Genomic DNA, 21,387 nt, shown 5'->3' with positions numbered 1-21,387 from the left:
TCCGCATCCGCTCTTCCCGTGCAAAAGGAAAATCCCATGCAGACCGTCACCCTCAACAACGGCGTAAAGATGCCGATCCTCGGCTTCGGCGTCTTCCAGATCGCCCCGGAACAGACCGAGCAGGCCGTCACCGATGCCCTGGCCGCCGGCTACCGGCTCCTCGACACCGCCGCCGCCTACGGCAACGAGGAGGCCGTCGGCCGTGCCATCAAGGCCAGCGGCATCCCGCGCGAGGAACTGTTCGTCACCACCAAGCTGTGGGTGCAGGACACCGGCGAGGAGAACACCCGGCGCGCCTTCGACACATCGCTGCGCAAGCTCGGCCTGGACTACCTCGACCTGTATCTCATCCACCAGCCCTACGGTGACGTCCACGGCTCCTGGCGTGCCATGGAGGGCCTGAACCGCGAAGGCCGGGCCAAGGCGATCGGCGTCTCCAACTTCTTCGCCGACCGGCTCGTCGACCTCATCGACCGCAACGAGATCACGCCCGCGGTCAACCAGATCGAGACCCACCCGTTCTTCCAGCGCAACGCCGACCAGGAGCTGATGCGCGAGCGCGACGTGCAGATCATGTCGTGGGGCGGGTTCGCCGAGGGCAAGAACAACCTCTTCACGCACCCGGTGCTCAGCGGTATCGCAGACCCGCACGGCAGATCCGTGGCGCAGGTCGTCCTTCGCTGGCTCGTCCAGCGTGAAGTCGTCGCCATCCCCAAGTCGGTCCGCGCCGACCGGATGAAGGAGAACATCGACGTCTTCGACTTCGAGCTCACCGACGACCAGATGGCGTCCATCGCCACCCTGGACACCGGCGGCTCACTGTTCTTCGACCACCGCGACCCGGCCTCCGTCAGCCGGATCGGCAACCTCCGCATCCACGACTGACCCGGCAGGCGCGACGGCGAGGGCTTCACGGTGTCCCAGAAGCAGAACATCACCGACGTACTCATGGTCGGCGCGACCGGCAGCATCGGACGTCTCGCAACCCCCCGCAGGCGCTCGACGGCGCCTGGCCGCGGGTGGGCGTTGATGACCTCGATCTACGCCACCCTCAATGACATCCCGGGCGACTCCCCCTGGAAGCGGCGCTCCGAGCGGCTACTGCCTGCCGGCGGACTGCCGTACACGATCGTCCGGCCCGGCTGGTTCGACCACACAGGCCCCACCCAGCGGCACCTCGTCCTGGAACAGGGCGGCACGGTCGACGGCGGGATCGCTCCTTCGCGGAACCGACGGAGGACAGCGAGCGGACTCAACACCGGGGAAGCGAAACCCGCCACGCTGGGGCGACGCACGCTCCTCCGTGGCGTACTTCTGGGAGGAGCCACGGTCATGACCGGTGTCCAGATCGCCGGCTGTTCCACGTCCTCGCCGAGCGGGGCGGCGCGGGAGTCCGCCGAGCGACCTGCCTCGGCGGCCTCGGCCGGGAAGCGGGTTCTGCTGGCCTACTTCTCGCGGCCGGGCGAGAACTACTCCTACGGCGGGCGCACGAACCTCAGGATCGGGAACACCGAAGTCCTCGCCGGAATGATCAGTGACCGCATCGAGTGCGACGTGTACCGCATCGAAGCCGTCGACCCCTACGCCGACGACTACGACGAGACGGTCGCACGCAACGCCCGCGAACAGGATGCCGACGCAAGGCCGGCCATCGCCAACCTCCCCTCCTCGATGGAGCGTTACGACACCGTCCTGCTCGGCAGCCCCATCTGGAACGTCCGAGCACCCATGATCATGACGACCTTCACGGCGACGTTCGACTTCCATGGCAAGACGGTCTTCCCGTTCACCACATACGCCATGAGCGGACTGGGCACGAACCGAACGCGACTACAGGGCGTCCTGCCCAGGCGCGACCATCGGCGAAGGGCTCGCGGTACGCGGCGAGGAAGTCCGGGACGCCGGTACCGATGTCCAATCGTGGCTAGGACGCATCGGCGTCCTCCGGGGCTGAACCAGTCCCTCCTCCTGCCCCCGTGAAGAAGGTGTTCCACGACACGATCCGGACAGCCCGCACACGCTACGACGAGCTGACGCAGGTCTGAAGCACAAGCCTCGGCCGCCGAAGCGTGCGTCCGCGGCACCAGGTGGCACCGCGGACGCCTCGCCCGTCCTCTCAGCAGCCGTCCCTCACCGGAGCTTGGCGGTGATGCCGTATCGACCGGACACCAACCGGCAAACGTAGACACCGTCGGCGTAACCGATGAAGCTCACGCCCTCCGCTCCTGCCAGTGGAGTTCGTCCTTCGCGGACGGCATCGGCCGAAGCCGCCGGAAGTCGCAGTACCGCCTCGCTGTTCGGGGGCACCGCCACGTCGTACACAAGGTGACGGCCACTGTCTTCCAGCTTCCACCCGCTGCTGATCAGGCCGTACGGCGACTCGTACGAGCCCGACACCTGCGTGATCCTGCCCGTCGGGTCGATGTGGGGCTGGAGCAGGAAGCGCTTGAAACCTGGGCTGTCCGGGTCGCGGGCGATGCCGGCCATGTACGCGTACATCCACTCCATGATCGCGCCGTAGGCGTAGTGGTTGAAGGAGTTCATGCTGACCGGGCCGAAGCCCGCGTCCTTGGAGTAGGAGTTCCAGCGCTCCCAGACGGTGGTGGCACCGTTCTTCACGGAGAACAGCCAGGACGGCAGTGCGTTCTGGTGCAGCAGCTTGTACGCGAGGTCCGCGCGGCCCTCGTCGGTGAGGACGGGGGCGAGGACGTTGACGCCGAGGAAGCCGACGGACAGCGTGTTCTCGGCGTACTTGACCCGGCTGCTGTTCGGGTGCGCCGCCTTGTAGGCCTCGTCGTTGCCGATGTTGTCCGCCAACAGCCCGACGAGCGTGCGGCGTTGGGCTTCCGTCTCGTAGAAGCCGAGCTTGAGGACCCACAGCAGCGCTGTCTGGCTGTTGTCCTCCGTCTTCTCGTTGGGGTCGGCGCCCGGTTCGATCGGGGAGGCGTCGCCCAGGCTGGACCTGACCGTGACCGTGCCGCCCTCGGTACTCAGGTACTTGGTGAGGAACGCCTGCTTGATGCGTCCGAAGAGCCGGTCGTACGACTCTGCCTCCGCCGGCCGGCCGATCGCGCGGGCCAACTGTGCCATCAGCCGCGCGACATAGCCGTAGTAGACGTCGCTCATGAGCTGGGCGCTGGTCTTCTGCGGCGCCAGCCAGTCGCCGGTGAGGGATCCCTGTCCGGCGTAGGTGTCGCTGGTCTGCTGCCGGATCCAGTCCAGGTAGCGGGTCAGCGCGGGCCAGCTGCGCTCGACGACGGTCGCGTCGCCGGTCATCTGCCATATGGTCCAGGGGAGGATGACGCCGCAGTCCGCCCAACCGCTGCCACCGCCCGGGAAGTTGTAGCGTCCGCCGGGGGCGACCCCGGTGAACTGGGCTTTGTCCTCGCCGTAGATGGTCTGGGAGTCGACGACCGTGTCCTGGAAGTGGCTGAGGAAGGCGGCGGCGTTCGCGTTGTAGAGGCCGGTCGTGGAGAAGACCTGGGTGTCGCCAGTCCAGCCGAGGCGTTCGTCGCGTTGCGGGCAGTCGGTGGGGACCCAGAGGTAGTTGCCGCGCTGGCCCCAACGGATGTTGCTCGCCAGCTGGTTGATGTCGGGGTCGTTGGTGGTGACGGTGCCGGTCTCGTGGATCGCGGAAGTGGCGACCTTTCCGGTCAGGCCGGTGATCGTGACGGTGTCTGTCGCGGTGACGGACACATAGCGGAAGCCGTAGAAGGTCAGGGAGTCCTGGTGGGTCTCGCCCTGCCGGTCGCCCTTCAGGATGTATGTGCTGGTGGCCTTGGCGCTGCGGAGGTTGGCCCGGTAGACGGAGCCCTCGGGGCCGTCCGCGCCGGCGCTGTCGTCGTTGAGCATCTCACCGAATCTGAACTCGACTTGGGCCCCGGCCGGTCCGCGCAGGCTGTAGCGGGCCACGCCGACCATGTTCTGGCCGAGGTCGAAGACGGCGGTCTCGCCGCTGCCGATCGTGACCGGGGCGGAGGCCGCCTTCACGGGGTCCGTCACCGTCCGGGCCGGGTCCACGACGATGCGTCCCCTGCCGTTCGGGCTGCCGTCCTGCCCGGTCACTCCGGTGGCGACGGTGACCGACTGCGGCCGGCGGTCCCAGCAGTGCATGAAGCGCGCGGTCTCGCCCGGGTAGGCGAGGAGCTGCACGTCCGGGTACTTGTCCTCGAAGGCGACCCGTGCGACGTCCGACCAGGCGGAGTCGTCGAACCCGGGCGCCGTCCAGCCCGGCAGCTCCTTCCGGGCGTCGTAGGTCTGGCCGTCGTAGATGTCGTCGGCCCGGTACGGCCCGGTGTCCGTGGCCTTCCAGCCGCCGTCCGCACTGGTGACGACCGTCTGCGACGTGCCGTCGGTGTACCGGATCAGCAGCTTTGCCTTGACCGCCAGGGCGTTGCCGTCCTTGGAGTAGTACGTGCTGCCGTCGGAGATGCGGGCGTTGTACCAGCCGTTGCCCAGGACGACGGCGAGGGTGACGGCCCGCTGCGACGTCACGAGGTCCGTGATGTCGTAGGTCAGGTAGTTGATCCGCGCGTCGTAGTTGGTCCAGCCCGGCGGCAGCAGCTCGGTCGTCGTGCCGCCGTCCTGCGGGACGGTGACATGGCGTCCGTTGACGTAGGCGTCGTACACGCCGAGGGCCGAGACGTACAGCCGTGCCTCGCGGACCTGGGGCCGGCTCTTCAGGGCCGCTTGCTTGCGCAGCATCGGTGCGCCGGCCGAGGTGGGGGCCTTCCCCTTCATCCCGATCCACTGCGCGCCGTCCCAACCGGTGGCGCCGTCGGTGCTCATGAGGCCGGTCTCGAAGAAGGCCGCGGGGGCGGTACCCACCGTACGGCCGTCCGCGTCCCACACGCTGACGGTCCAGTGATAGCGGGTCGAGGGCCGGAGGGCCTTGCCCGCGTAGCGGACGGCCACCGAGTCGGGCGAGGTGACACGGCCGCTGTTCCAGACGTCGGCACGCGCGCCGGTCAGCTTGTCCGGAGAACTGGCGACGAGGATCTGATACGCGCCCTGGCCCCGCCCACGGGCGGCGGACCGCATGCGCCACCCCAGGCGCGGCCGGGCGACGTCCACGCCCAGGGGATCGGTGCGGTGCTCCACGGTCAGCCCTGATACCGCGCCCTCCTCCGCGCCGTGCGCCGGTTGCGCCACCGCGCTCGTTCCGCCTCCCACGGCACCAGCCCCTAGAGACACGGCGCCGACCGTCGCGGCGAGCACCGTACGGCGGCGGAACCCCGTTCTGTCCCCGCGGGGAGGGCTTCCCTGCTCGTCATCGCGGTCGGTGCCATCTGCACTGTGTGCTTCATCGTTCACACCAGCTTCCTTTCGCTTTCCCGTCATCGGTCAAGAGCCGGCTCGGGCATGGACTTGTCCGCTGAAGATCTCCTGGAGCCGCGGATCTACGGCGTCTCGCGGGTGGTGAACGTGTGCCTGCCCGAGGCCACGACGTAGGTGGCACGGTTGCCCTGCACGCCCTGGAACACCGCGCCGTCTCCGGCCACTTGGGCTGCGTGTCCGCCGCTGGGAACCCGGACCTCTGCCGTGGTGTTGGGCGGGATCTCGACGTCGAGCCGGAACCTGCCGTCCTCACGGGTCCACCGCGTGGACACCAGCCCGTGCGGGGTGCGGTAGCTGCCCTCGACATGGGTGAGTCCGCCGACCGGGCGAGGGTCGATCACCAGCTCGCGATAGCCGGCCTTGCCCCGCGGCTGGCGGATGCCCGCCAGGCCGCTGTGGAACCACTCCTCGATCTGCAGCAGGATCATGTGGTTCTTGGAGTTGCCCATGTCCCACTGCTCGGGAACGGTCGTCAGGCCACCGGGATTGGCTGTCGTGGGCGCCATCAGGTAGCCGTAGCCGGGACGGGTGTCCTCCTGGAGGACGTCCCAGAGGACGTCGTCGCGGCCGCCCTCGTGCAGAGCCCTGACAATCGGCGCGAGGCCTATGGTGCCGCCGCTGAGATGCGGTCCGCCGCCGAACGGCTGGTGGGCGCAGACGAGTTCGACCAGTGCGTCGAGCACCTTCCCGCGTTCGCCGTCCGGTACGAGTCCCTCGTCCAGCGCGAGCGCCTGCGCGGCCTGGGTCGCCCCGGTACTGCCCAGCTCGCCTTCGGCGGTATAGCGGCCAAGGCTCGCGTCGTAGAAGGCGTCGTTGAAGGCGTCCTTGATGTTGGAAGCCAGGTTGCGGTACTCGGAGGCGTCGGCATCGCGGCCGATGAGTGCCGCCATCCGGGCCATGCGGTCGGCGATCTGGTAGTAGCCCCAGGTTCCCGTGATGCGGCCCGAGGTGTTCTCGCTGGCGATCCAGTCGGCCAGCGCGGCGTTCACGATGTAGGCGTCCGCTCCCGTGCCGACCTTCTTGGTTCTGATGTAGTTCACAAAGCCCTGCATCTGCGGGTAGTAGCGGCTCATCAGCTGCGTGTCGCCGTACGTCTCGTACAGCAGCCACGGCACCAGGACGATGCCGTCACCCCAGTTGATCTCGTCGCCGAACCGGCCGGTGTAACCCCAGTCGTAGACCGGGGCCTTGAGCGCCACGTTGCCGATGTTGTCGCCGGCCCTGGACTGGCCCTCCGCCAAGTGCCGTTGCATGGTGCGCAGGTAGGCCGAGTATCCGAAGGTGCGGTGCAGGGAGCCGAAGGGCTGTACGTAGTCGGCGGGGTAGGGGAGCTTCTCGCGACCAGGACAGTCCGTGAAGGTGGACATGGTGTTGCTCATGATCGAGTAACGGGACATGCGGTGAATCCGGTTGATCCGGTCGTCGGAGGTCCGCACGGAGCCGGCGTCCGGAACGTCCGCGTGGATCTGCAGGCCGGTGACCGTGTCCAGGGTCGGTACGTAGCCCTCGGGCAGGCCGGTCACCTGGAGCCACTGCATGCCGAAGTAGTGGAACTGCGGGTGCCAGCTCTCGCCGCGCTCGTCGCCGTACGTCGTGTAGGCGGCGAACACGTTGGTACCGCGGGCTGCACCGCCGCCCATGATGGACGCCTGGTTGACGGTGCCGTCGGCGTTGAGCGACTCGGCGGGATACAGCTTGACCGAGGTTCCGGCCGGGAGCGGGCCGTCGAGCCTGAGCAGCGGCCAGCCGGCGAAGTTCTGCCCGAAGTCGAAGACCCACACGCCGGGCTGTGGCTGCGTGACGCTGACCGGGCGGAGCTTGTCGGCGACCTTGACCGGCTCCGCCACGCGCCAGACCAGTTCGGTGGTCAGGTTGGGCGGCGGGGCGATTCCGGCGTCGACCCAGCCCGTGGCCGTGCCGTCGCGCCGCTTCGCCGACGCGCCGAGGTCCGCGCCGGGAGCGGTCCAGGCGGGCTGCTCGCGGCGGGCGTCGTAGTCGGAGCCTGAGTACCAGTTGGCCGTGATGGTCGGGCCGAGGGCAGTCTTCCACGAGCCGTCGCTGACGACCGTCTGGACCGTCCCGTCGGCCTTGGTGAGTTCCAGGCGGGCGATCAGACGTGGCGTGACGGCGGCGCCCGCGCTCGGGTCGGTGCTCGCAAGGGAGTTGCCGGAGGCGGTGACGGTGGCCCCGCTCTCGTGCCCTGAGGTGAGACCGGGCTGGAAGCTGATATCGGTGCTGCCGATCGCGGTGATGGTGCGCGACTCCAGGCGTGTGCCGCCGTCGCCGGTGTCGATGTTGACGGTGCCGCCGACGTGGTAGTTGGCCACACTGCTCACGTTGATGGTGGTGGCGCCCCGGGCGGCGGGCGCGACGAGGGTGCCGCTGCCCTTGAACTGGCTCTGCCACCAGCTGTACGGGGCGGTGCGGCCGGTGGCGGGATTCGTCACGGACCGGGTCACCAACGCCGTGCCGTGGCCCAGTTCGACGCCCAGGGTGTTGTCGCCATGGCGGATGAGGCCCGTGACGTCGCAGACCCGGTACTCGGTGGAGAGTTGGTAGTTGGAATAGCCCGGGGCGAGCACCTCGCTGGTGACGGGCCTGTCGTTGAGCCGGGCCACGTGCAGTCCGACGCCGGAGAGGTACAGCCTCGCGCTGGCGACCTTTCCCCGGCGCTCATCCACCCGGAAGGCCTGGGCGAACACGGGCAGCGGCTGGTCGACGGTGCGGCCCGGGTACTCGATCCACCGGGCCTCGCCCCAGTCGGAGCGCTTGAGAAGCCCCGTCTCCCATGAGGCGGAGCGACTCCACGGTGTCGCGTGGCCCTCGGTGCCCCACACTCGCACCCGCCAGACGACCCGGTCGCGCGAGGCCGGCGCGGGTCCGCGCCACGCGACGTCGGTCTGGGCCGAGGAGCGGACCTTGCCGCTGTCCCACAGCAGTCGGCCACAGTCGAGATCGTCTTCGGAGCGCGCCGCGTGCACCTGGTAGACGGACTGTGTCCATCCCGCGCCGCCGCCCGCCACCCGCCAGCTCAGTCGCGGGGCGGGGTCGTCGACGCCGAGCGGAGCGTCCTCGCGGCCGTCGACGGCGAGACCGGTGACCCTCGCCCTCTGACCGTCACCCTCCTCGTCGGCGTGGGCGGCCTGCGCGGGGAGCCAAGGGACCGCGGGCAGGGCCAGCCCGGCCGCGGAGACGGCCATGGTGCCGACCACTTGTCTACGGCTCAGGGGTCCGTTGGGGATAGTAGGCATGCCAAACCTCCGATGGTGCGATGCAGCTTCTGGTTGCTTTGTCGGAAAGGGATTCCGCGGGATACGGCACGTGGTCATTTGAACGTTTCAATCACGGGCCGAAGGGCGCCGTCGGCCACCACCACCGGCGGCCGACGGCGCGATGGTCAGCTCCCGGCCGTGTAGTCGGCGTCCATTTCCTTGAGGAGCTTGTCGGGCGTGGACTGGCCGCTGAAGATCTCCTGGAGCCCGCTGAGCATGGTCTGCTGGACCTTCGCGTTGGGCCACAGCTGGTCCATGAACGGCACCGTGCGGTCCGCCTTGATGAAGGTGGAGAGTTCGGTCAGGGACGGGTCGACCGCGAAGCCCGTGTCCGGGAGTGAGGGAAGACCACCCTGCTTCTTGACGAACAGGTTCATGCCCTCGGGCGACATCACGAAGTTCACGAACTTGAGGGCCAGGCCCTCGTTCTTGGCCTTCGCGTTGACTCCGTAGCCGGCGCCCGCCGCGGCCGGTATGAGGGTCTCGGACGGGTTGTCGGTGGCCGGCAGCGCCTTGAAGGTGAACGTGCCCTTCGGGTTCTTCCCCTTCAGGAGGGCGATCACCCAGTTGCCCTGGACGATGCCGAGCGTCTTGCCGGTGGCGGCGAGTCCTTGGCTGGCTTCGTAGTTGGTGCCCAGCGGGTTTTTCTGGAAGCAGCCGGTCTTCTCCATCGTCAGGTACTTGTCCAGGGCGGTGGTCCAGGGGGACTTCGCGAAGGTGGCCTGCCCGGCCTGCATCTTCTTGTCGAAGTCGCGGTCGGGGCCGTAGACGGTCGTGGCGACCAGCGCGTACTGGACGAGCTGGGTCACCCAGTTGTCCTGGTTCCCCAGCGCGAAGGCGGGGGTCCCCTTGGCCTTCGCGGCCCGGCAGAAGGCCAGCAGCTTCGTCCAGGTGTCCGGCGGAGTGAGCCCGGCCTTCGCCATGGCCTGCTGGTTGTAGACCGCGCCGATGCCGTTCTGCCCGAAGACCGCGTTGTAGGTCTTCCCTTTGTACTGGGCGACGCTCTTCATGGCGTCCGGCAGCTTGGCGGCCCACGGCTGATCCGAGAGGTCGCGCAAGTAGCCCGGTTTGGCCAGTACGAAGGTGGCAGCCGGGTTGCCGTTGCCCGGCCAGACCGACATCACGTCGGGTGCGGTGCCCGAGGACAACTGGGTGCGGATCTGCTGCTGGTACTGGTCGGCGCCGCTGGTGGTGTAGCGGACCTTGACGCCAGGGTTGGCCTTCTCGAACGCCTTGACGACGTCCGCGATCGAGCCCTGGTCCACGGAAGCCAAGGTCAGGGTCTTGGAACCACCACCGCCAGAGCCTGCCGTGGTGCCGCCGCTGCAGGCGGCCAGCAAGGCGCCGGCCGTCAACGCGGCGATCAGGACCGGCAGTTTGCGTGTCTTCATGATGTCCCCCTCGGGGAAGAGCCACCGGACGTCGGTGACGGGTGGGCGTCGCGTGTCATCCGCGCAGCCCTCCCGCGAAGCCGTTGATGATGCTGCGCTGCAACGCGAAGTAGACGAGCAGGACGGGCAGGATGCTGATCACCAGCGCGGCGAAGATGAGGTTCCAGTCGGTGACGTACTGACCGACGAAGCCGGCGATCGCGACGGGCATGGTCTGCTGAGCGCTGCCGCTGAGGTACAGAAGCGGGGTGAAGAAGTCGTTCCAGACGGCGACGGCGTTGAGCACCAGGGCCGTCACCGTGACCGGTTTGAGCATCGGCAGGACCACGTACCTGAAGCCCTGCAGATATGTGCAGCCGTCGATCAGGGCCGCGTCCTCGAAGTCACGAGGCAGTGCGCGCAGGAAGCCGACGTAGAGGAAGACGGTGAACGGCACCTGCAAGCCGGAGTAGAAGAGGATCAACGCCCACGGGGTACCGAGCAGCCCCATGTCGCGCATGGTCTGGTACAGCGGCAGCGAGGCGAGCTGGAAGGGCAGTACGAGGCCCAGGAGGAAGGTCAGGAACGCACCCCGGGACCAGCGGGCCGTGACGCGGGCCAGCGGGTACGCCGCCAGCGACGAGACGGCCAGCACGATGACGACGCTGCCGACCGTCACCAGCACGCTATTGGCCAACGCCCCGCCCAGCGCGCCCTGTTGCCAGGCCTGCGTGAAGTTGTGCAGGGTCGGCGAGGTGGTCGGGCTGATCGGCGACGACGTGTCCGACGCCGGCCGCACGGCCAGGTTGACCAGGACGTACACCGGGAAGCCCACGACCAGGGCGATGGCGATCATCGCCAGTTCCAGGGCGAGGGTGCGTCGCCGGTATCGGTTCACGACGCTGCCCTCTCGTTGCGGGACAGTACGAGGTACTGGCTCGTGGAGGCGACAGCGACGATGATCGTGAGGACCACCGCGAGGGCGATGCTGTAGCCGAACTCGCCGAGCGTGAAGGCGTCCTTGTAGATCAGCGTCGACAGGGTGTCGGTGGCGTGCCCCGGGCCGCCGCCCGTCAACGCGTAGACCTGGTCGAAGAGTTTGATCCCGCCGATGATCGACAGCATCAGATTGATGGTGAGGGCCGGGGCCAGCAGCGGCCTGGTGACCGACCAGAAGCGCCGTACGGGGCCGGCCCCGTCGATGGCCGCAGCCTCATGGACCTCCTTGGGCACCGACTGGAGCCCGGCCAGGAAGATCACCATCGAGTAGCCCGCGAACTGCCAGACGATCACTCCGACCACCGCCCACAGAGCGAGTCGCGGACTGCCCAGCCAGTCCTGCCGCAGGCCGTCGAGACCGACCGCTCCCAGCAGGCTGTTGACCGCGCCGTCGGGGCCCAGCAGGTTGCGCCACAGGTAAGCGGTGACGATCGGGGTGATCACGGCCGGAGCGAACAGAAGGACCCTGAGCACGTTGCGGGACTTGATGGCCGAATTGACCCCGAGGGCCAGCAGCAGCCCCAGTGCGTTCTGAACGACTGTGATCGAGACCGCGATCAGCAGCGTGTGCCCGATCGCCTGCGTCGCGTCGGGATCGCGGAGCATGTCGGAGAAGTTGGCCAGGCCCACGAAGGAGAAGTGGGGATCCAGGCCGTCCCAGTCGGTGAAGGCGTAGTAGACACCGCGAACGCTCGGCACCAGGACGACGAAGGCGAACAGCAGCAGGGCGGGCAGCGCGAACCACCAGGGCGGGGCGGGGCGCGTCCTCCGGACGCGTGGAACCGGTTCCGCGTCCGGAGGCCGGTCGTGGTCCGGAAGTTGCTCGTTCGGGGCGAGGGTCACTGACGCACCTCCGGTTTGAAACGTTTCATATTGATTGCCGGGCCGAGGCTGCGGTCAGCGGTACGTAGGGGGAAGCGACTGTCTCTTCCTCGTCGCGGATGGTTGGTCCGACTCTTCGTCGCGGATGGTTGGTCCGACGCCGGGCCGGTAGGTCGTAGCGTCAATGGGTAACGTTGCCCACAAGGTGTGGCCAGACCCTAGAGAGCCTCCCGCGTGACGTCAAGATGCCGCGCACGCTGCGCGCTTGTTACGACGGAGGCACCACGCAGCCGTGCCGAGGCACTTACCGGGGCGAAGGTCCCGTCCGTACACTCGGCGGCAACGTTCCCCAAAGAGAAAGGAACCGGATGAAGCCGCCGGCACCGCGCCGCCGCGTCACCATCGTCGATGTCGCACGCCACGCCCAGGTGTCCACGACCGCGGTGTCCAAGGTGCTGCGCAACGCGTACGGGGCCAGCCCCGAGATGCGGGCGAAGGTGCGCCGCGCGATCGACGAGCTCGGCTACCGGCCGCACGCGGGCGCCAGAGGCCTGCGCGGGCAGACGTACACCATCGGCGTGATGCTGCCCGACATCCGCAATCCCTTCTTCCCCGAGGTCCTCGACGGCATCACCCAGGCGCTGGAGGACACGGAGTACCAAGTGCTCCTGGGACCCGGCTGCAACGGTGAGAAGGCGGAGGCCCGAGTCACCGAGGCGATGATCGACCGCGGTATGGACGGCCTGATCCTGGTCGCACCCGTGTCCTCGCGCACCCACCTCGAACACGTGGCCTCCGCCGTACCGACCGTCGTCGTGGGCCGGCACGGGTCCTCCCCCGGGTACGACGCGGTGGTGAACGACGACATCGAAGGCGCCTCCTTGGTCGTCGGCCACCTCGCCGGTCTCGGGCATCGGCGGATCGCCCACATCGAGCACCACGAAACCGACCCGACGCGCCTCGCCGAGATGCCCAACGCCCGGCGCGCCGAGGGATACAGGCAGGCCATGCGTGCCCATGGCCTGGCGGAGTGGATCGACGTCGTCTCCACCAGCTACACCCAGGAAGGCGGCTATCGGGGCGCCAAGGAACTGCTGGAACGCCCTCAGCGTCCGACAGCCGTATTCGCCGGAGCGGACGTCGTGGCGATGGGTGTGCTGGATGCGGTCGCCGAAGCGGGGCTTTCCGTCCCCGACGACGTCTCGGTGGCCGGCTATGACAACACCACGTTCGCCGCGTTCGGCCTGATCTCACTGACCAGCGTCGACCAGGCAGGGCACGAGATCGGCAGAAACGCCGCCCGTCTCGTCCTGGAACGGATCGCCGACCGGCACACCCCCTCGGTCCAGGTCAGCCTGGCCCCCACGCTGGTACCGCGTCGGACCACGGCCCGGCCACCGGAGTAGGCCGCTCGACACCGCACGCATCCGCTGCGCGTCGGCCGAGAACTCTGCGGGCGACAACAGAGCCGCAGCCGTCCCCGAGGCCGCCCGCAGAGGATTTCCCGACCTCACCCCGCAGCTCCGGGCGGCCCATATCCGCCGTCACCCCCGCCGCCCCGGGCATGATCGGTACGGTGACACCCGGGGCGATGAAAGAGGCGGCGAGGCTGTGAGCGAGCACGCGGGGATCAAGACCGCGAAGGAGGCTGCGGACCACGAGCTGATCCTCGCCTTCGGGCGGCTGCAGGGGGCCGCCAACCGGCTGGAGTACATCCTCGGGCGGGCGCTCGAGGAGGAGTGCGGGATCAGCCATCTGATGTTCGAGGTGCTGCTGATCCTCGGGCGGGCGGGCGCGCCGGGCCTTTCCATGCGAGCCATCGCCCAGGAACAGGTCCTGACCACGGGCGGCGCCACCAGACTGGTGGACCGCATGGAGGCGGCGGGGCTCGTGGTACGTATGGAAGCCCCCGACGACCGGCGCGCGAAGCTGGTGCGGCTCACTCCGCTGGGCGAGGAGACGACGGTCCGCGCTTCTCAGGCCCACGTGGAGAACCTCAAGCGATACTTCCTGGAGCCGCTCCCCTCCGAGGACCGCGAGCGGTTCGCGGAGAACCTGCGCATCCTCAGCCACTCGGCTCGGGACGTGTTGCCCCGACTGCCCTGACCTGCGCCGAGGGCTCAGCGCTGGTTCCATGAGATCGGCCGCACAGGTGTGGCGTGGTTCACAAGCAGGTGGAAATATCTGACGCGTCAGTTACTGTTTTGTCAGGTGAATCGCCCGCATCCGGTGGGCGTCACACCCCTGTCGAGGTCGTCGATGAAGCTGGTCTACGTTTTCGATGCCTACTGCGGTTGGTCGCACGGCTTCTCCGGAACGTTGCGCGAGGTCGTCTCCCGCCACCCCGAACTGCCGGTGGACGTCGTCTCCGGCGGCCTCTTCACCGGAGAACGCCGGGTGCCGATGACGCGGTTCGGCCACATCCAGGAGGCCAACGACGCGATCAGCCGGCTGACCGGTGCCCGTTTCGGAGAGAGCTACCGGCGGCTCGCCGTCGAAGGCTCGTTCGTGATGGACTCCGAGGCCGCCGCCCGCGGCGTCGCCGCCCTGCGGCAGGCCGCCCCCTCCCGCGCGGTGGAACTCGCCGTGGCGCTGCAACACGCCTTCTATGCCGACGGGCTCGACCTGGCCGCCTCGGCCACCTATCGGCAGGTCGCCAGTGAGGCAGGCCTGGACGCCGACGCCGTGGTGGCCGCGTTCGAAGCGCCGCAGGCCCAGGAGGCGGCAGAGGCCGACTTCCGCCGCGCCTCCGAGCTGGGCGTCACCGCCTTCCCCACCCTGATCGCCGTCGACGACTCGCGCGCCGTCGCCCTGGCCCGCGGCCACGCCACCGCCGACGAGGTGGACCACCGCCTTGCTGCCGTCGGCGTCGCCCACACGTCCTGACTCTCCGCCCCTAGTCCCCCCTCCCAGGAGCACTCATGAGCACGCTTTCTTTCAAGGTCCTCGACCTCGACTTCCCCGCCGGCATCAAGAACAAGACCGCCACCCTCGTCACCGGTGAGAGCGAGGCGCTGCTCGTCGACGCCGGCTTCACCCGGGCCGACGGCCACCGGCTGGCCGCCGAGGTACTCGACTCCGGCAAGAAGCTGACCACGGTTCTCATCAGCCACGGTGACCCCGACTTCTACTTCGGCGCCGAAGTCCTCGCCGACGCCTTCCCCGACGCCAGGTTCCTCGCCACTGAGCACGTCATCGAGCACATCCAGCACTCGTACGAGGGCAAGCTCAAGGCATGGGAGGCGCTCGGGGCGAACCTGCCCACCCGCCTGGTCGGCCTCGAGCCGCTGACCGGCGACATCACCTTCGAGGACCACCGCTTCGAACTTCGGGGCGGGAGCGGGGAGTTGCCCGACCGCCACTACCTGTGGCAGGCCGAGCACCGCGCGATCGTAGGCGGCGTTCTGCTGTTCCAGAAGGAGCATGTCTGGGTCGCCGACACCGCCAAGGCCGAACAGCGCGCCGCCTGGATCGACCTGCTGGACGAGATGGCCGCTCTCGACCCGCAGCTGGTCGTCCCCGGCCACCGCCTCCCGGACACCCCGGCCGACGCCTCCGCCATCACAGCCACTCGGGACTACCTGACCGCCTTCGAAGAGGAACTCGGCAAGGCCACCGACGGAACCGCGCTGACCGATGCACTGGTCCGCCGCTACCCCGACCACGGCATGCTGATCGCCGCGCAGATCGGTGCGAAGGTCGCCAAGGGCGAAATGACCTGGGGCTGACGACCATGACCGTACCGAGCACCGACTTCGCACACTCCGACGCCCCGGCCGACGTCGTCCGCCGGCAGTACCTGGCCTCGGCGGCAGGCGACCTGGAGGCCCTGCGCGCCACGTTGGCCCCCGACGTGGAGTGGACCGAGATGGCCGGCTTTCCCCTGGCCGGTACGTACCGCACCCCCGCGGGAGTCACCTCCAACGTCATGGAGAAGCTCGCGCAAGACTGGGACGAGTGGACCGCACACGACGACACATACGTGGTCGACGGCGAGAACGTCGTCGTCCTCGCCCGCTACACCGCCGCCAACAAGGCGACCGGAAAGCGGCTCGCCGTCCGCGTCGCCCACCACTTCACCGTGCGCGGAGGAAGGATCGTCCGCTTCGAGCAGTTCGTCGATACCGCACTCGTCCGTGAGGCCATGACGAACTGAGCGGCTCTGGCGGCGAGCCCTTGAAGGCCGTGACCGACCTGACTGCCAGGAGATCTCCAGCCGATCGGGCTGCCGCACCCCACACAACGGAATCACGAGGGCGTGTGCCGAGTCGGCATGACGAGTCTGGTTGTTGTGCTGCTCTGGCTGGGGATGGGGATGGGGATGGGGATGGGGCGGTAGACAGGTGATCGGTCCGTCGGGCCCCACTGCTCACCGCCGAGCGGCACGTCGGCGGAAATTCCCTACCACCGTGGCCGGGAAGGGCGCAGACTCGTCTCGTGGCTGACATGGGGGCGTTCCGGGAGGCGGTCATCGCGTGGGCAGCCGGTGGCCCCGGTGATCCCGCGCGCGAGCTGGCCGCGCGGCTGTCCGTCCGGGCAGCCGTCCTGCTCGAAGGGCCGAGCGACGTCGCAGCGGTCAGCGCGCTGGCCGCGAGCCGCGGCCGGAACCTGGCGGACGAAGGAGTCTGCGTCCTGCCGATGGGCGGTGCGATGAGCGTTGGGCACTTCACCCGCCGCCTCGGGCCACCCGGCCTGGGCCTCCGCCTCACGGGACTGTGCGACGAGGCGGAGCATAGCTACTACGCGCGCGCATTGGAGCAGGCAGGTGCAGCACAGCAGGGGTTCTTCGTCTGCGCGGCGGATCTGGAAGACGAGCTCATTCGCGCACTGGGCGTGACACGGGTGGAGGAGCTCGTCCGGGCGGAGGGCGACCTGCGCGCCCTGCAGACCTTCCTGCGCCAGCCCGCTCAGCAGGGCCGCACCTCGCAGCAGCAGTTGCGGCGCTTCCTCGGCACGAAGAAGGGGCGCAAGATCCGCTACGGCCGCGTTCTCGTCGAGGCCCTCCACCCCGACCGCGTACCCGCCCCACTCGACGGATTGCTCGCCAGCCTCTGACCGGTGGGCGACGTCAACCTCGTGAGGTGCGGCCCGAGTACGTCACCGAGTGGGCCGCGGTGAAGGCGGTCGCTGTGAAAGTCGGGGTCGATCGTTTGCTCGCGAGCGGTCGTGCGGAGCGCGAGGTGGACGGAGAGTATGTGGCTGACACCGGCCTCGCTGATGGCGCTCAGCAATTTCGGCTGTGGCCGCAGTTCCGTGAAAGACGGGCAGGGCGACCCGCGGCGGGCGTCGAACGATCTTGGAGCGCGAGGTCGAACCGATGCTGTGGACTCACTGCAGAGCCGCGCGGGCCAGCCCACTGAGGTCGAGCAGCCCGTGAAGGCGCTCGGTGGGCACGCTCGGGTTGGCTGCCGCCCCTTCTGCCGTCTCGGGGTTCTCCAGAAGTGTCCGGGTCAGATCGGGAGGCAGGAGGGGGTTGGCGGCGGCGGCTCGGCGTACACGGGCCTCGGGGTCGGTGAGCAGGTGGATGGGCGGCTGGTCCAGTGTGGTGTCGGCGGCGGCCAGTGCGCGCACGTCGGGGTCCTCGTGGTCGAGGAAGCGTTGCAGTCCGGTGCGGGGCAGACGAGGCAGCGTCAGCAGATACGGGCGCCGACGGGGAGCGGCAAGGAAGGCGTCGAGGACGATGTCGGGCGGCGCGAGCGGGTGGTTGTAGGCGAGCAGGTGCCGCACATGCGGGTCGGGGTCGCCGGCCAGACGCTTCACCAGTTCCTCCGGGAGGCTGGGCGAGGTTGCGGCGACTCGGCGGAGCAGGGGATGCACGGAGACGGCGCACGCTTCGTACCAGCTCGCGTCCGGCTCTGCGAGCATCTCGGCGACCGGCCCGATCTCCTCGGCACTGCGGCCGACTATCCGGTCAATGGCACCACGTTGCGCCCACGTGCGCGGCAGCGGCTGCAGCAGTGCCCGCGTGCGCACCGCGCCGTGGGGATCATCGACCAGTTCCGCCAGCAGTGAAGGATCGAGGTCGGCCCTGCTGGCCACGCGTCCGCGCACGCTGGGATCGGGGTGGCGCGCAAGACGCGCGACGGCGTCGGCGGGTGTGTGACGGTTGCGCGCCAGACTCAGCAGGTCACGTCCTGCGGCGAGGCACGCCTCGACCACAGCGCGGGAGACGGCGTATTCGCCGAGCAGGAGACCCCGGTGGTGGCAGTCGGGTTCGGGCAGTTCGGCCTCCATCCTCGCGGCATCCAGGACCCGGCTTCTATCTCGCGCGGCGTCGCGCACTCCGGGGTCGGGGTCGGCCAGCAGGGCATCGCGTTGGCCGGGCGTGAGCCAAAGCCACAACCTGGCCGCGCGGACCCGTAGTTCGGGGTTCGGGTGATCCGCCATCTTGTGCTGGAAGGAAGGCGGTATCTGCCCTGAGAACTCCAGTTCCTGTCTGATCTCGTCCGCTGTGACGATCCGGTCGTGATCGATGTCGCCCTGCGCGGTCAGCAGGGTTTCCAGGACATCTTCGGGAAGTGCTTCAACCCTGCCCAGTCGCGGGTAGGGGCCTGAGGCGAGAGCAGCGCGCACGCGAGGGTCAGGGTCGTTGACCAGCCGACCGCGCTGCGCGGGACCAACATGGTGATTGCGGGCGAGTCCTCGGCGGACGGCCCGCTCCGGATGTGCGATCACCGCGTCGACGACGTCCGCGGGAAGATCACGCTCCTCGCAAAGGACCTTCCAGGCTGCGCGCGCAGCCGGATCCAGCAGTCGTAGCAGGACCTCGGACGGCGCGGCCGGGTTGGCCGCGACGCCCCGCAACCACAGTTCTGCAAGGGAGGAGGGCATCGGGACATCGTGCCAGCGATCACCGGACCAAGTCGACACTCCCAGCGGCTGCTGCCGACCTCCGCAAACTCATGGGAGCGCGTGGCAGGCCTGGCGACCGTCAGGTCGCCAGGCCCTGGTGACCGGTGACGTCAACCGGTGAGCCGGCCGGTCACTGGCTTCTCCGCAGTGAGACGACGTCGGGATGAGAGGGGACGGCCGGTCGGGCGGCTTCCAGGCTGGCCGGCAACCCGGAGTGCAGCGTGGGCGGCCGGCCCGCTACCAGGATTCATTCGCAGTGCTCCGGCCTTCAGGCCGGGGGTGAAGCGAATCTGATGGTGGCGACGCGGCGCGTCGCGGATTCTGGTCCGGCGGAGCCGGATGGTGCATCTTCACCACCGTGGCGCGGAGCGTCGCAATGACTGGTTCCGGCGGAGCCGGACGGTGCTCAAACGGGCCGGTTCTGCTGTTCGATGTATCGCTTGACCACAGAGAGCGGGGCGCCGCCGACGGTGCCGGCGAAGTAGGGCCCGGACCAGCACTTGAGGGAGTTGACGAGCCTTGTGGCAGCGATCTTGGGCGGGAAGTCGACCAGGAGGTGGACGTGGTTGTCCTCGCCGTTGAACTCCACCAGCTCGCCCTCGAAGTCCGCACACACCGACCGCATGATCTCCTCCATGCGTGTCAGATGAGCGTCCGTGAACACCTTGTGCCGGAACTTGGTCACCAAGACCACGTGCACATGCATCAGGAGAACACAGTGCCAGCCAGTTCTGATCTCCTGTATCCCGCCCATTGATCCAAGTGTCTAGCGTGGCTGTCATGCAGCTTCGGTACGCCCTCAGGTTGTACCCATTCCGGCCAGCGTGTCGCGCTGGCGAGGGCGTTCGGGTGCGCCCGCGTCGTGTTCAACGACGCCGTGCGCGCCCGCGAACACGCCCGCCGGGCGGGCGAGGCCTTCCCGAAGGCGGGCGAGCTGTCGAAGAGGCTGATCACCGAGGCGAAACGGACCGAGGCACGGTCCTGGCTGGGCGAGGTCTCCGTCGTGATCCTGCAGCAGGCGCTGCGCGACGTGGAGGCCGCTTACAAGAACTTCTTCGCCTCCCTCAAGGGTGAGCGCCAGGGCGCGAAGATCGGTGCGCCCCGGTTCAAGTCCCGCAAGGACAGCAGGCAGTCGATCCGCTTCACGGCCAACGCCCGCTGGTCGATCACCGGCAACGGGCGACTGAACCTGCCGAAGATCGGCGCGGTGCGGGTGAAGTGGTCACGGACTCTGCCCACACAGCCCAGCTCGGTCACCGTGATCAAGGACGCGGCCGGGCGGTACTTCCCCTCCTTCGTCATCGACACCGACCCGGCCGCCGACGCCGCCCGGATGCCCGACACCGACCAGATGGTCGGCATCGACCTGGTGAAGATCGGCAGGTTCGAGCCGACCAGCCAGGTCTGCTCGGAGTGCGGGGCCAACGACGGCCCCAAACCCCTGCTCATCCGGGAATGGACCTGCGCCGCCTGCGGCACGCTCCACGACCGGGACCACAACGCCGCGAAAAACGTCAAAACGGCCGCCGGACTGGCGGTTACAGCCTGCGGAGCGCAGTTAAGACCAGGACTCGTCCCGGCACAGCGCTACGAAACAGGAAGCCACGGACTCTCTCCCGACCCCTGTGCCGCGTAGCGGCACAGCAGCCGGTAGGGAAGGCCAGAATCCTCGGGCTTCAGCCCGAGGAGCAAGTCAATGGCTCAGTTCAAGGGAAATGTGCGGGGCCAACGCGCGGAGGAAGTCGGGCGCGTCGAAGATCTCGCCGGCGGAGGCGACACCGACCGTCCTGGTCCGTCCCGTGAGGATGCGCTCGACTGCTTCCACCGCGAGCGGTGCGGTAACGGCGTAGATGTCCCGGCCCCTCGCCACAGCGCGCCGTTCAGTGCCGCCGGAGCGCACTACGACGTCGACGAGGAAGGTCTGCTCGGACCGCCCCCGCTCGTCGACCGCACTCGGCGCCGGGGTGTCCGGGGCCGACAGGTCCTTGGCCGCCTCGACGGTCATGTAGCTGCGCACCTCGGGGACGGCGAGGTGGCTGGGCACGGTGACCACGTCAGCCATCGAGAACTCCCCGATGACAGCCCGCGGGCCCATCGGGTCGGGGAACGGCCACGTGAGGGCCGGCGGGGCGTCCAGGTGGTACTCCAACTGCCCCTTCGTATAGCGGATGCGCCGGCCACCCCGCCGCTCCCGGGAGACCGCGCCTGCCTCGCGCGTCCCGGCGGTCGGGTGCCAACCGCTGAGCCCGTACGCGACATGCACCTCGTCGGCGGCCGTCCAGTCGCCCATCGCCGCGGTGGCCAACAGGTCACCGAGGCCGCCGTAGAAGGCCATCGCGGGGACGACCACCGCTCCCGCGGCGCGAGCGCGGTCCGCAAAGAGCGCGAACGTGTCGACGTTGGCCTCGATCTCGGCTGCCACATCCACATACGGGATCCCGGCGCGCAGTGCCGCCTCGATCACGGGAGCGGCGGTCGTGGCGAAGGGCCCGGCACAGTTGATCACAGCCGCCGCACCGGCCAATGCGTCGTCGAGCGAAGCCGGATCGTCGACCGACGCCGGACGGACGTCCAAACCGGGCTCGGATGCCGCCAGTTCCTTCAGCTTGTCGGCGTCTCGGCCGGAAAGAACCGGAACGAACCCGCGCTCCCGCAGCTGCGCCACCACGAAACGTCCGGTGTGCCCGTACGCGCCGAACACCGCCACTGCCTGCCCCGACCCCATGGTTCTCCTC

Annotated in this window: 16 protein-coding genes and 1 pseudogene; 9 read left to right on the top strand and 8 right to left on the bottom strand. The window is 68.8% G+C overall.

Annotated elements, in window-relative coordinates; genetic code table 11:
* The first annotated feature begins 36 nt into the window (after positions 1 to 36).
* The gene (locus tag OG975_RS45865) at positions 37 to 885 is read left to right on the top strand and encodes an aldo/keto reductase (protein WP_406335706.1); all 849 of its coding nucleotides are present in this window, start codon (positions 37 to 39) and stop codon (positions 883 to 885) included.
* Positions 886 to 915: 30 nt separating this feature from the next.
* Positions 916 to 1,980, top strand: a complete 1,065-nt coding sequence (locus OG975_RS45860; protein ID WP_406335705.1) for a flavodoxin — start codon at positions 916 to 918, stop codon at positions 1,978 to 1,980.
* 150 nt (positions 1,981 to 2,130) lie between these two features.
* Here the strand turns inward: OG975_RS45860 and OG975_RS45855 are convergent, their stop codons facing one another.
* The 5 genes from OG975_RS45855 to OG975_RS45835 all read right to left on the bottom strand — a co-directional run bounded on the left by OG975_RS45855 (position 2,131) and on the right by OG975_RS45835 (position 11,821).
* On the bottom strand, positions 2,131 to 5,340 hold the full coding sequence (locus tag OG975_RS45855) for a family 78 glycoside hydrolase catalytic domain (RefSeq protein ID WP_406335704.1): 3,210 nt from the start codon (positions 5,338 to 5,340) through the stop codon (positions 2,131 to 2,133).
* Between the two features lie 59 nt (positions 5,341 to 5,399).
* On the bottom strand, positions 5,400 to 8,588 hold the full coding sequence (locus OG975_RS45850; protein ID WP_406335702.1) for a family 78 glycoside hydrolase catalytic domain: 3,189 nt from the start codon (positions 8,586 to 8,588) through the stop codon (positions 5,400 to 5,402).
* A 146-nt stretch (positions 8,589 to 8,734) separates the two neighbouring features.
* The gene (locus tag OG975_RS45845; protein ID WP_406335701.1) at positions 8,735 to 10,000 is read right to left on the bottom strand and encodes an ABC transporter substrate-binding protein; all 1,266 of its coding nucleotides are present in this window, start codon (positions 9,998 to 10,000) and stop codon (positions 8,735 to 8,737) included.
* 55 nt (positions 10,001 to 10,055) lie between these two features.
* Positions 10,056 to 10,877 carry a carbohydrate ABC transporter permease gene (locus tag OG975_RS45840; RefSeq protein ID WP_406335700.1) on the bottom strand — a complete coding sequence of 274 codons (822 nt, stop codon included), beginning with the start codon at positions 10,875 to 10,877 and terminating at the stop codon, positions 10,056 to 10,058.
* Positions 10,874 to 11,821: a carbohydrate ABC transporter permease gene (locus tag OG975_RS45835; protein ID WP_406335698.1), complete on the bottom strand. Its 948-nt coding sequence runs from the start codon at positions 11,819 to 11,821 to the stop codon at positions 10,874 to 10,876. The genes OG975_RS45840 and OG975_RS45835 overlap by 4 nt, the downstream gene beginning before the upstream one ends.
* 347 nt (positions 11,822 to 12,168) lie before the next feature.
* Here OG975_RS45835 and OG975_RS45830 point away from each other — a divergent pair, with 347 nt between their 5' ends.
* The 6 genes from OG975_RS45830 to OG975_RS45805 all read left to right on the top strand — a co-directional run bounded on the left by OG975_RS45830 (position 12,169) and on the right by OG975_RS45805 (position 16,855).
* Positions 12,169 to 13,206 carry a LacI family DNA-binding transcriptional regulator gene (locus OG975_RS45830; protein ID WP_406335697.1) on the top strand — a complete coding sequence of 346 codons (1,038 nt, stop codon included), beginning with the start codon at positions 12,169 to 12,171 and terminating at the stop codon, positions 13,204 to 13,206.
* Positions 13,207 to 13,411: 205 nt separating this feature from the next.
* Positions 13,412 to 13,906, top strand: a complete 495-nt coding sequence (locus OG975_RS45825; protein ID WP_406335696.1) for a MarR family winged helix-turn-helix transcriptional regulator — start codon at positions 13,412 to 13,414, stop codon at positions 13,904 to 13,906.
* Between the two features lie 153 nt (positions 13,907 to 14,059).
* Complete coding sequence (locus tag OG975_RS45820; protein WP_406336748.1) at positions 14,060 to 14,686, top strand: DsbA family protein; 627 nt, start codon at positions 14,060 to 14,062, stop codon at positions 14,684 to 14,686.
* A gap of 35 nt (positions 14,687 to 14,721) precedes the next feature.
* The gene (locus OG975_RS45815) at positions 14,722 to 15,528 is read left to right on the top strand and encodes an MBL fold metallo-hydrolase (protein WP_406335695.1); all 807 of its coding nucleotides are present in this window, start codon (positions 14,722 to 14,724) and stop codon (positions 15,526 to 15,528) included.
* 5 nt (positions 15,529 to 15,533) lie between these two features.
* Entirely contained in the window at positions 15,534 to 15,956 is a 423-nt protein-coding gene (locus OG975_RS45810) for a nuclear transport factor 2 family protein (RefSeq protein WP_406335693.1), read from the top strand.
* A 281-nt stretch (positions 15,957 to 16,237) separates the two neighbouring features.
* Positions 16,238 to 16,855, top strand: a complete 618-nt coding sequence (locus OG975_RS45805; protein WP_406335692.1) for a TOPRIM nucleotidyl transferase/hydrolase domain-containing protein — start codon at positions 16,238 to 16,240, stop codon at positions 16,853 to 16,855.
* A 273-nt stretch (positions 16,856 to 17,128) separates the two neighbouring features.
* Here the strand turns inward: OG975_RS45805 and OG975_RS45800 are convergent, their stop codons facing one another.
* Positions 17,129 to 18,631, bottom strand: a complete 1,503-nt coding sequence (locus OG975_RS45800) for a hypothetical protein (protein WP_406335691.1) — start codon at positions 18,629 to 18,631, stop codon at positions 17,129 to 17,131.
* A gap of 427 nt (positions 18,632 to 19,058) precedes the next feature.
* Complete coding sequence (tnpA, locus tag OG975_RS45795) at positions 19,059 to 19,406, bottom strand: IS200/IS605 family transposase (RefSeq protein ID WP_406335690.1); 348 nt, start codon at positions 19,404 to 19,406, stop codon at positions 19,059 to 19,061.
* Between the two features lie 26 nt (positions 19,407 to 19,432).
* Here tnpA and OG975_RS45790 point away from each other — a divergent pair.
* Positions 19,433 to 20,288 (top strand): annotated as a pseudogene (locus tag OG975_RS45790) (RNA-guided endonuclease InsQ/TnpB family protein).
* A gap of 57 nt (positions 20,289 to 20,345) precedes the next feature.
* Here the strand turns inward: OG975_RS45790 and OG975_RS45785 are convergent.
* Positions 20,346 to 21,377, bottom strand: coding sequence for a saccharopine dehydrogenase family protein (locus OG975_RS45785; protein ID WP_406335689.1), 1,032 nt, complete (start codon positions 21,375 to 21,377; stop codon positions 20,346 to 20,348).
* Positions 21,378 to 21,387: the final 10 nt, after the last annotated feature.

Origin of the sequence: Streptomyces sp. NBC_00203 (assembly GCF_045206325.1) — a bacterium.
Classification (GTDB): Bacteria; Actinomycetota; Actinomycetes; order Streptomycetales; family Streptomycetaceae; genus Streptomyces; species Streptomyces lutosisoli.
This window is presented reverse-complemented; position numbering and strand designations above follow the sequence as displayed.

Bases quoted from the DNA above. Each gene is read 5' to 3' on its own strand.
- OG975_RS45785 (WP_406335689.1), bottom strand. From the start codon at position 21,377: ATGGGGTCGGGGCAGGCAGTGGCGGTGTTCGGCGCGTACGGGCACACC.
- OG975_RS45845 (WP_406335701.1), bottom strand. From the start codon at position 10,000: ATGAAGACACGCAAACTGCCGGTCCTGATCGCCGCGTTGACGGCCGGC.
- OG975_RS45865 (WP_406335706.1), top strand. From the start codon at position 37: ATGCAGACCGTCACCCTCAACAACGGCGTAAAGATGCCGATCCTCGGC.
- OG975_RS45810 (WP_406335693.1), top strand. From the start codon at position 15,534: ATGACCGTACCGAGCACCGACTTCGCACACTCCGACGCCCCGGCCGAC.
- OG975_RS45850 (WP_406335702.1), bottom strand. From the start codon at position 8,588: ATGCCTACTATCCCCAACGGACCCCTGAGCCGTAGACAAGTGGTCGGC.
- OG975_RS45855 (WP_406335704.1), bottom strand. From the start codon at position 5,340: ATGACGGGAAAGCGAAAGGAAGCTGGTGTGAACGATGAAGCACACAGT.
- tnpA (WP_406335690.1), bottom strand. From the start codon at position 19,406: ATGGGCGGGATACAGGAGATCAGAACTGGCTGGCACTGTGTTCTCCTG.
- OG975_RS45820 (WP_406336748.1), top strand. From the start codon at position 14,060: ATGAAGCTGGTCTACGTTTTCGATGCCTACTGCGGTTGGTCGCACGGC.
- OG975_RS45830 (WP_406335697.1), top strand. From the start codon at position 12,169: ATGAAGCCGCCGGCACCGCGCCGCCGCGTCACCATCGTCGATGTCGCA.
- OG975_RS45815 (WP_406335695.1), top strand. From the start codon at position 14,722: ATGAGCACGCTTTCTTTCAAGGTCCTCGACCTCGACTTCCCCGCCGGC.
- OG975_RS45800 (WP_406335691.1), bottom strand. From the start codon at position 18,631: ATGCCCTCCTCCCTTGCAGAACTGTGGTTGCGGGGCGTCGCGGCCAAC.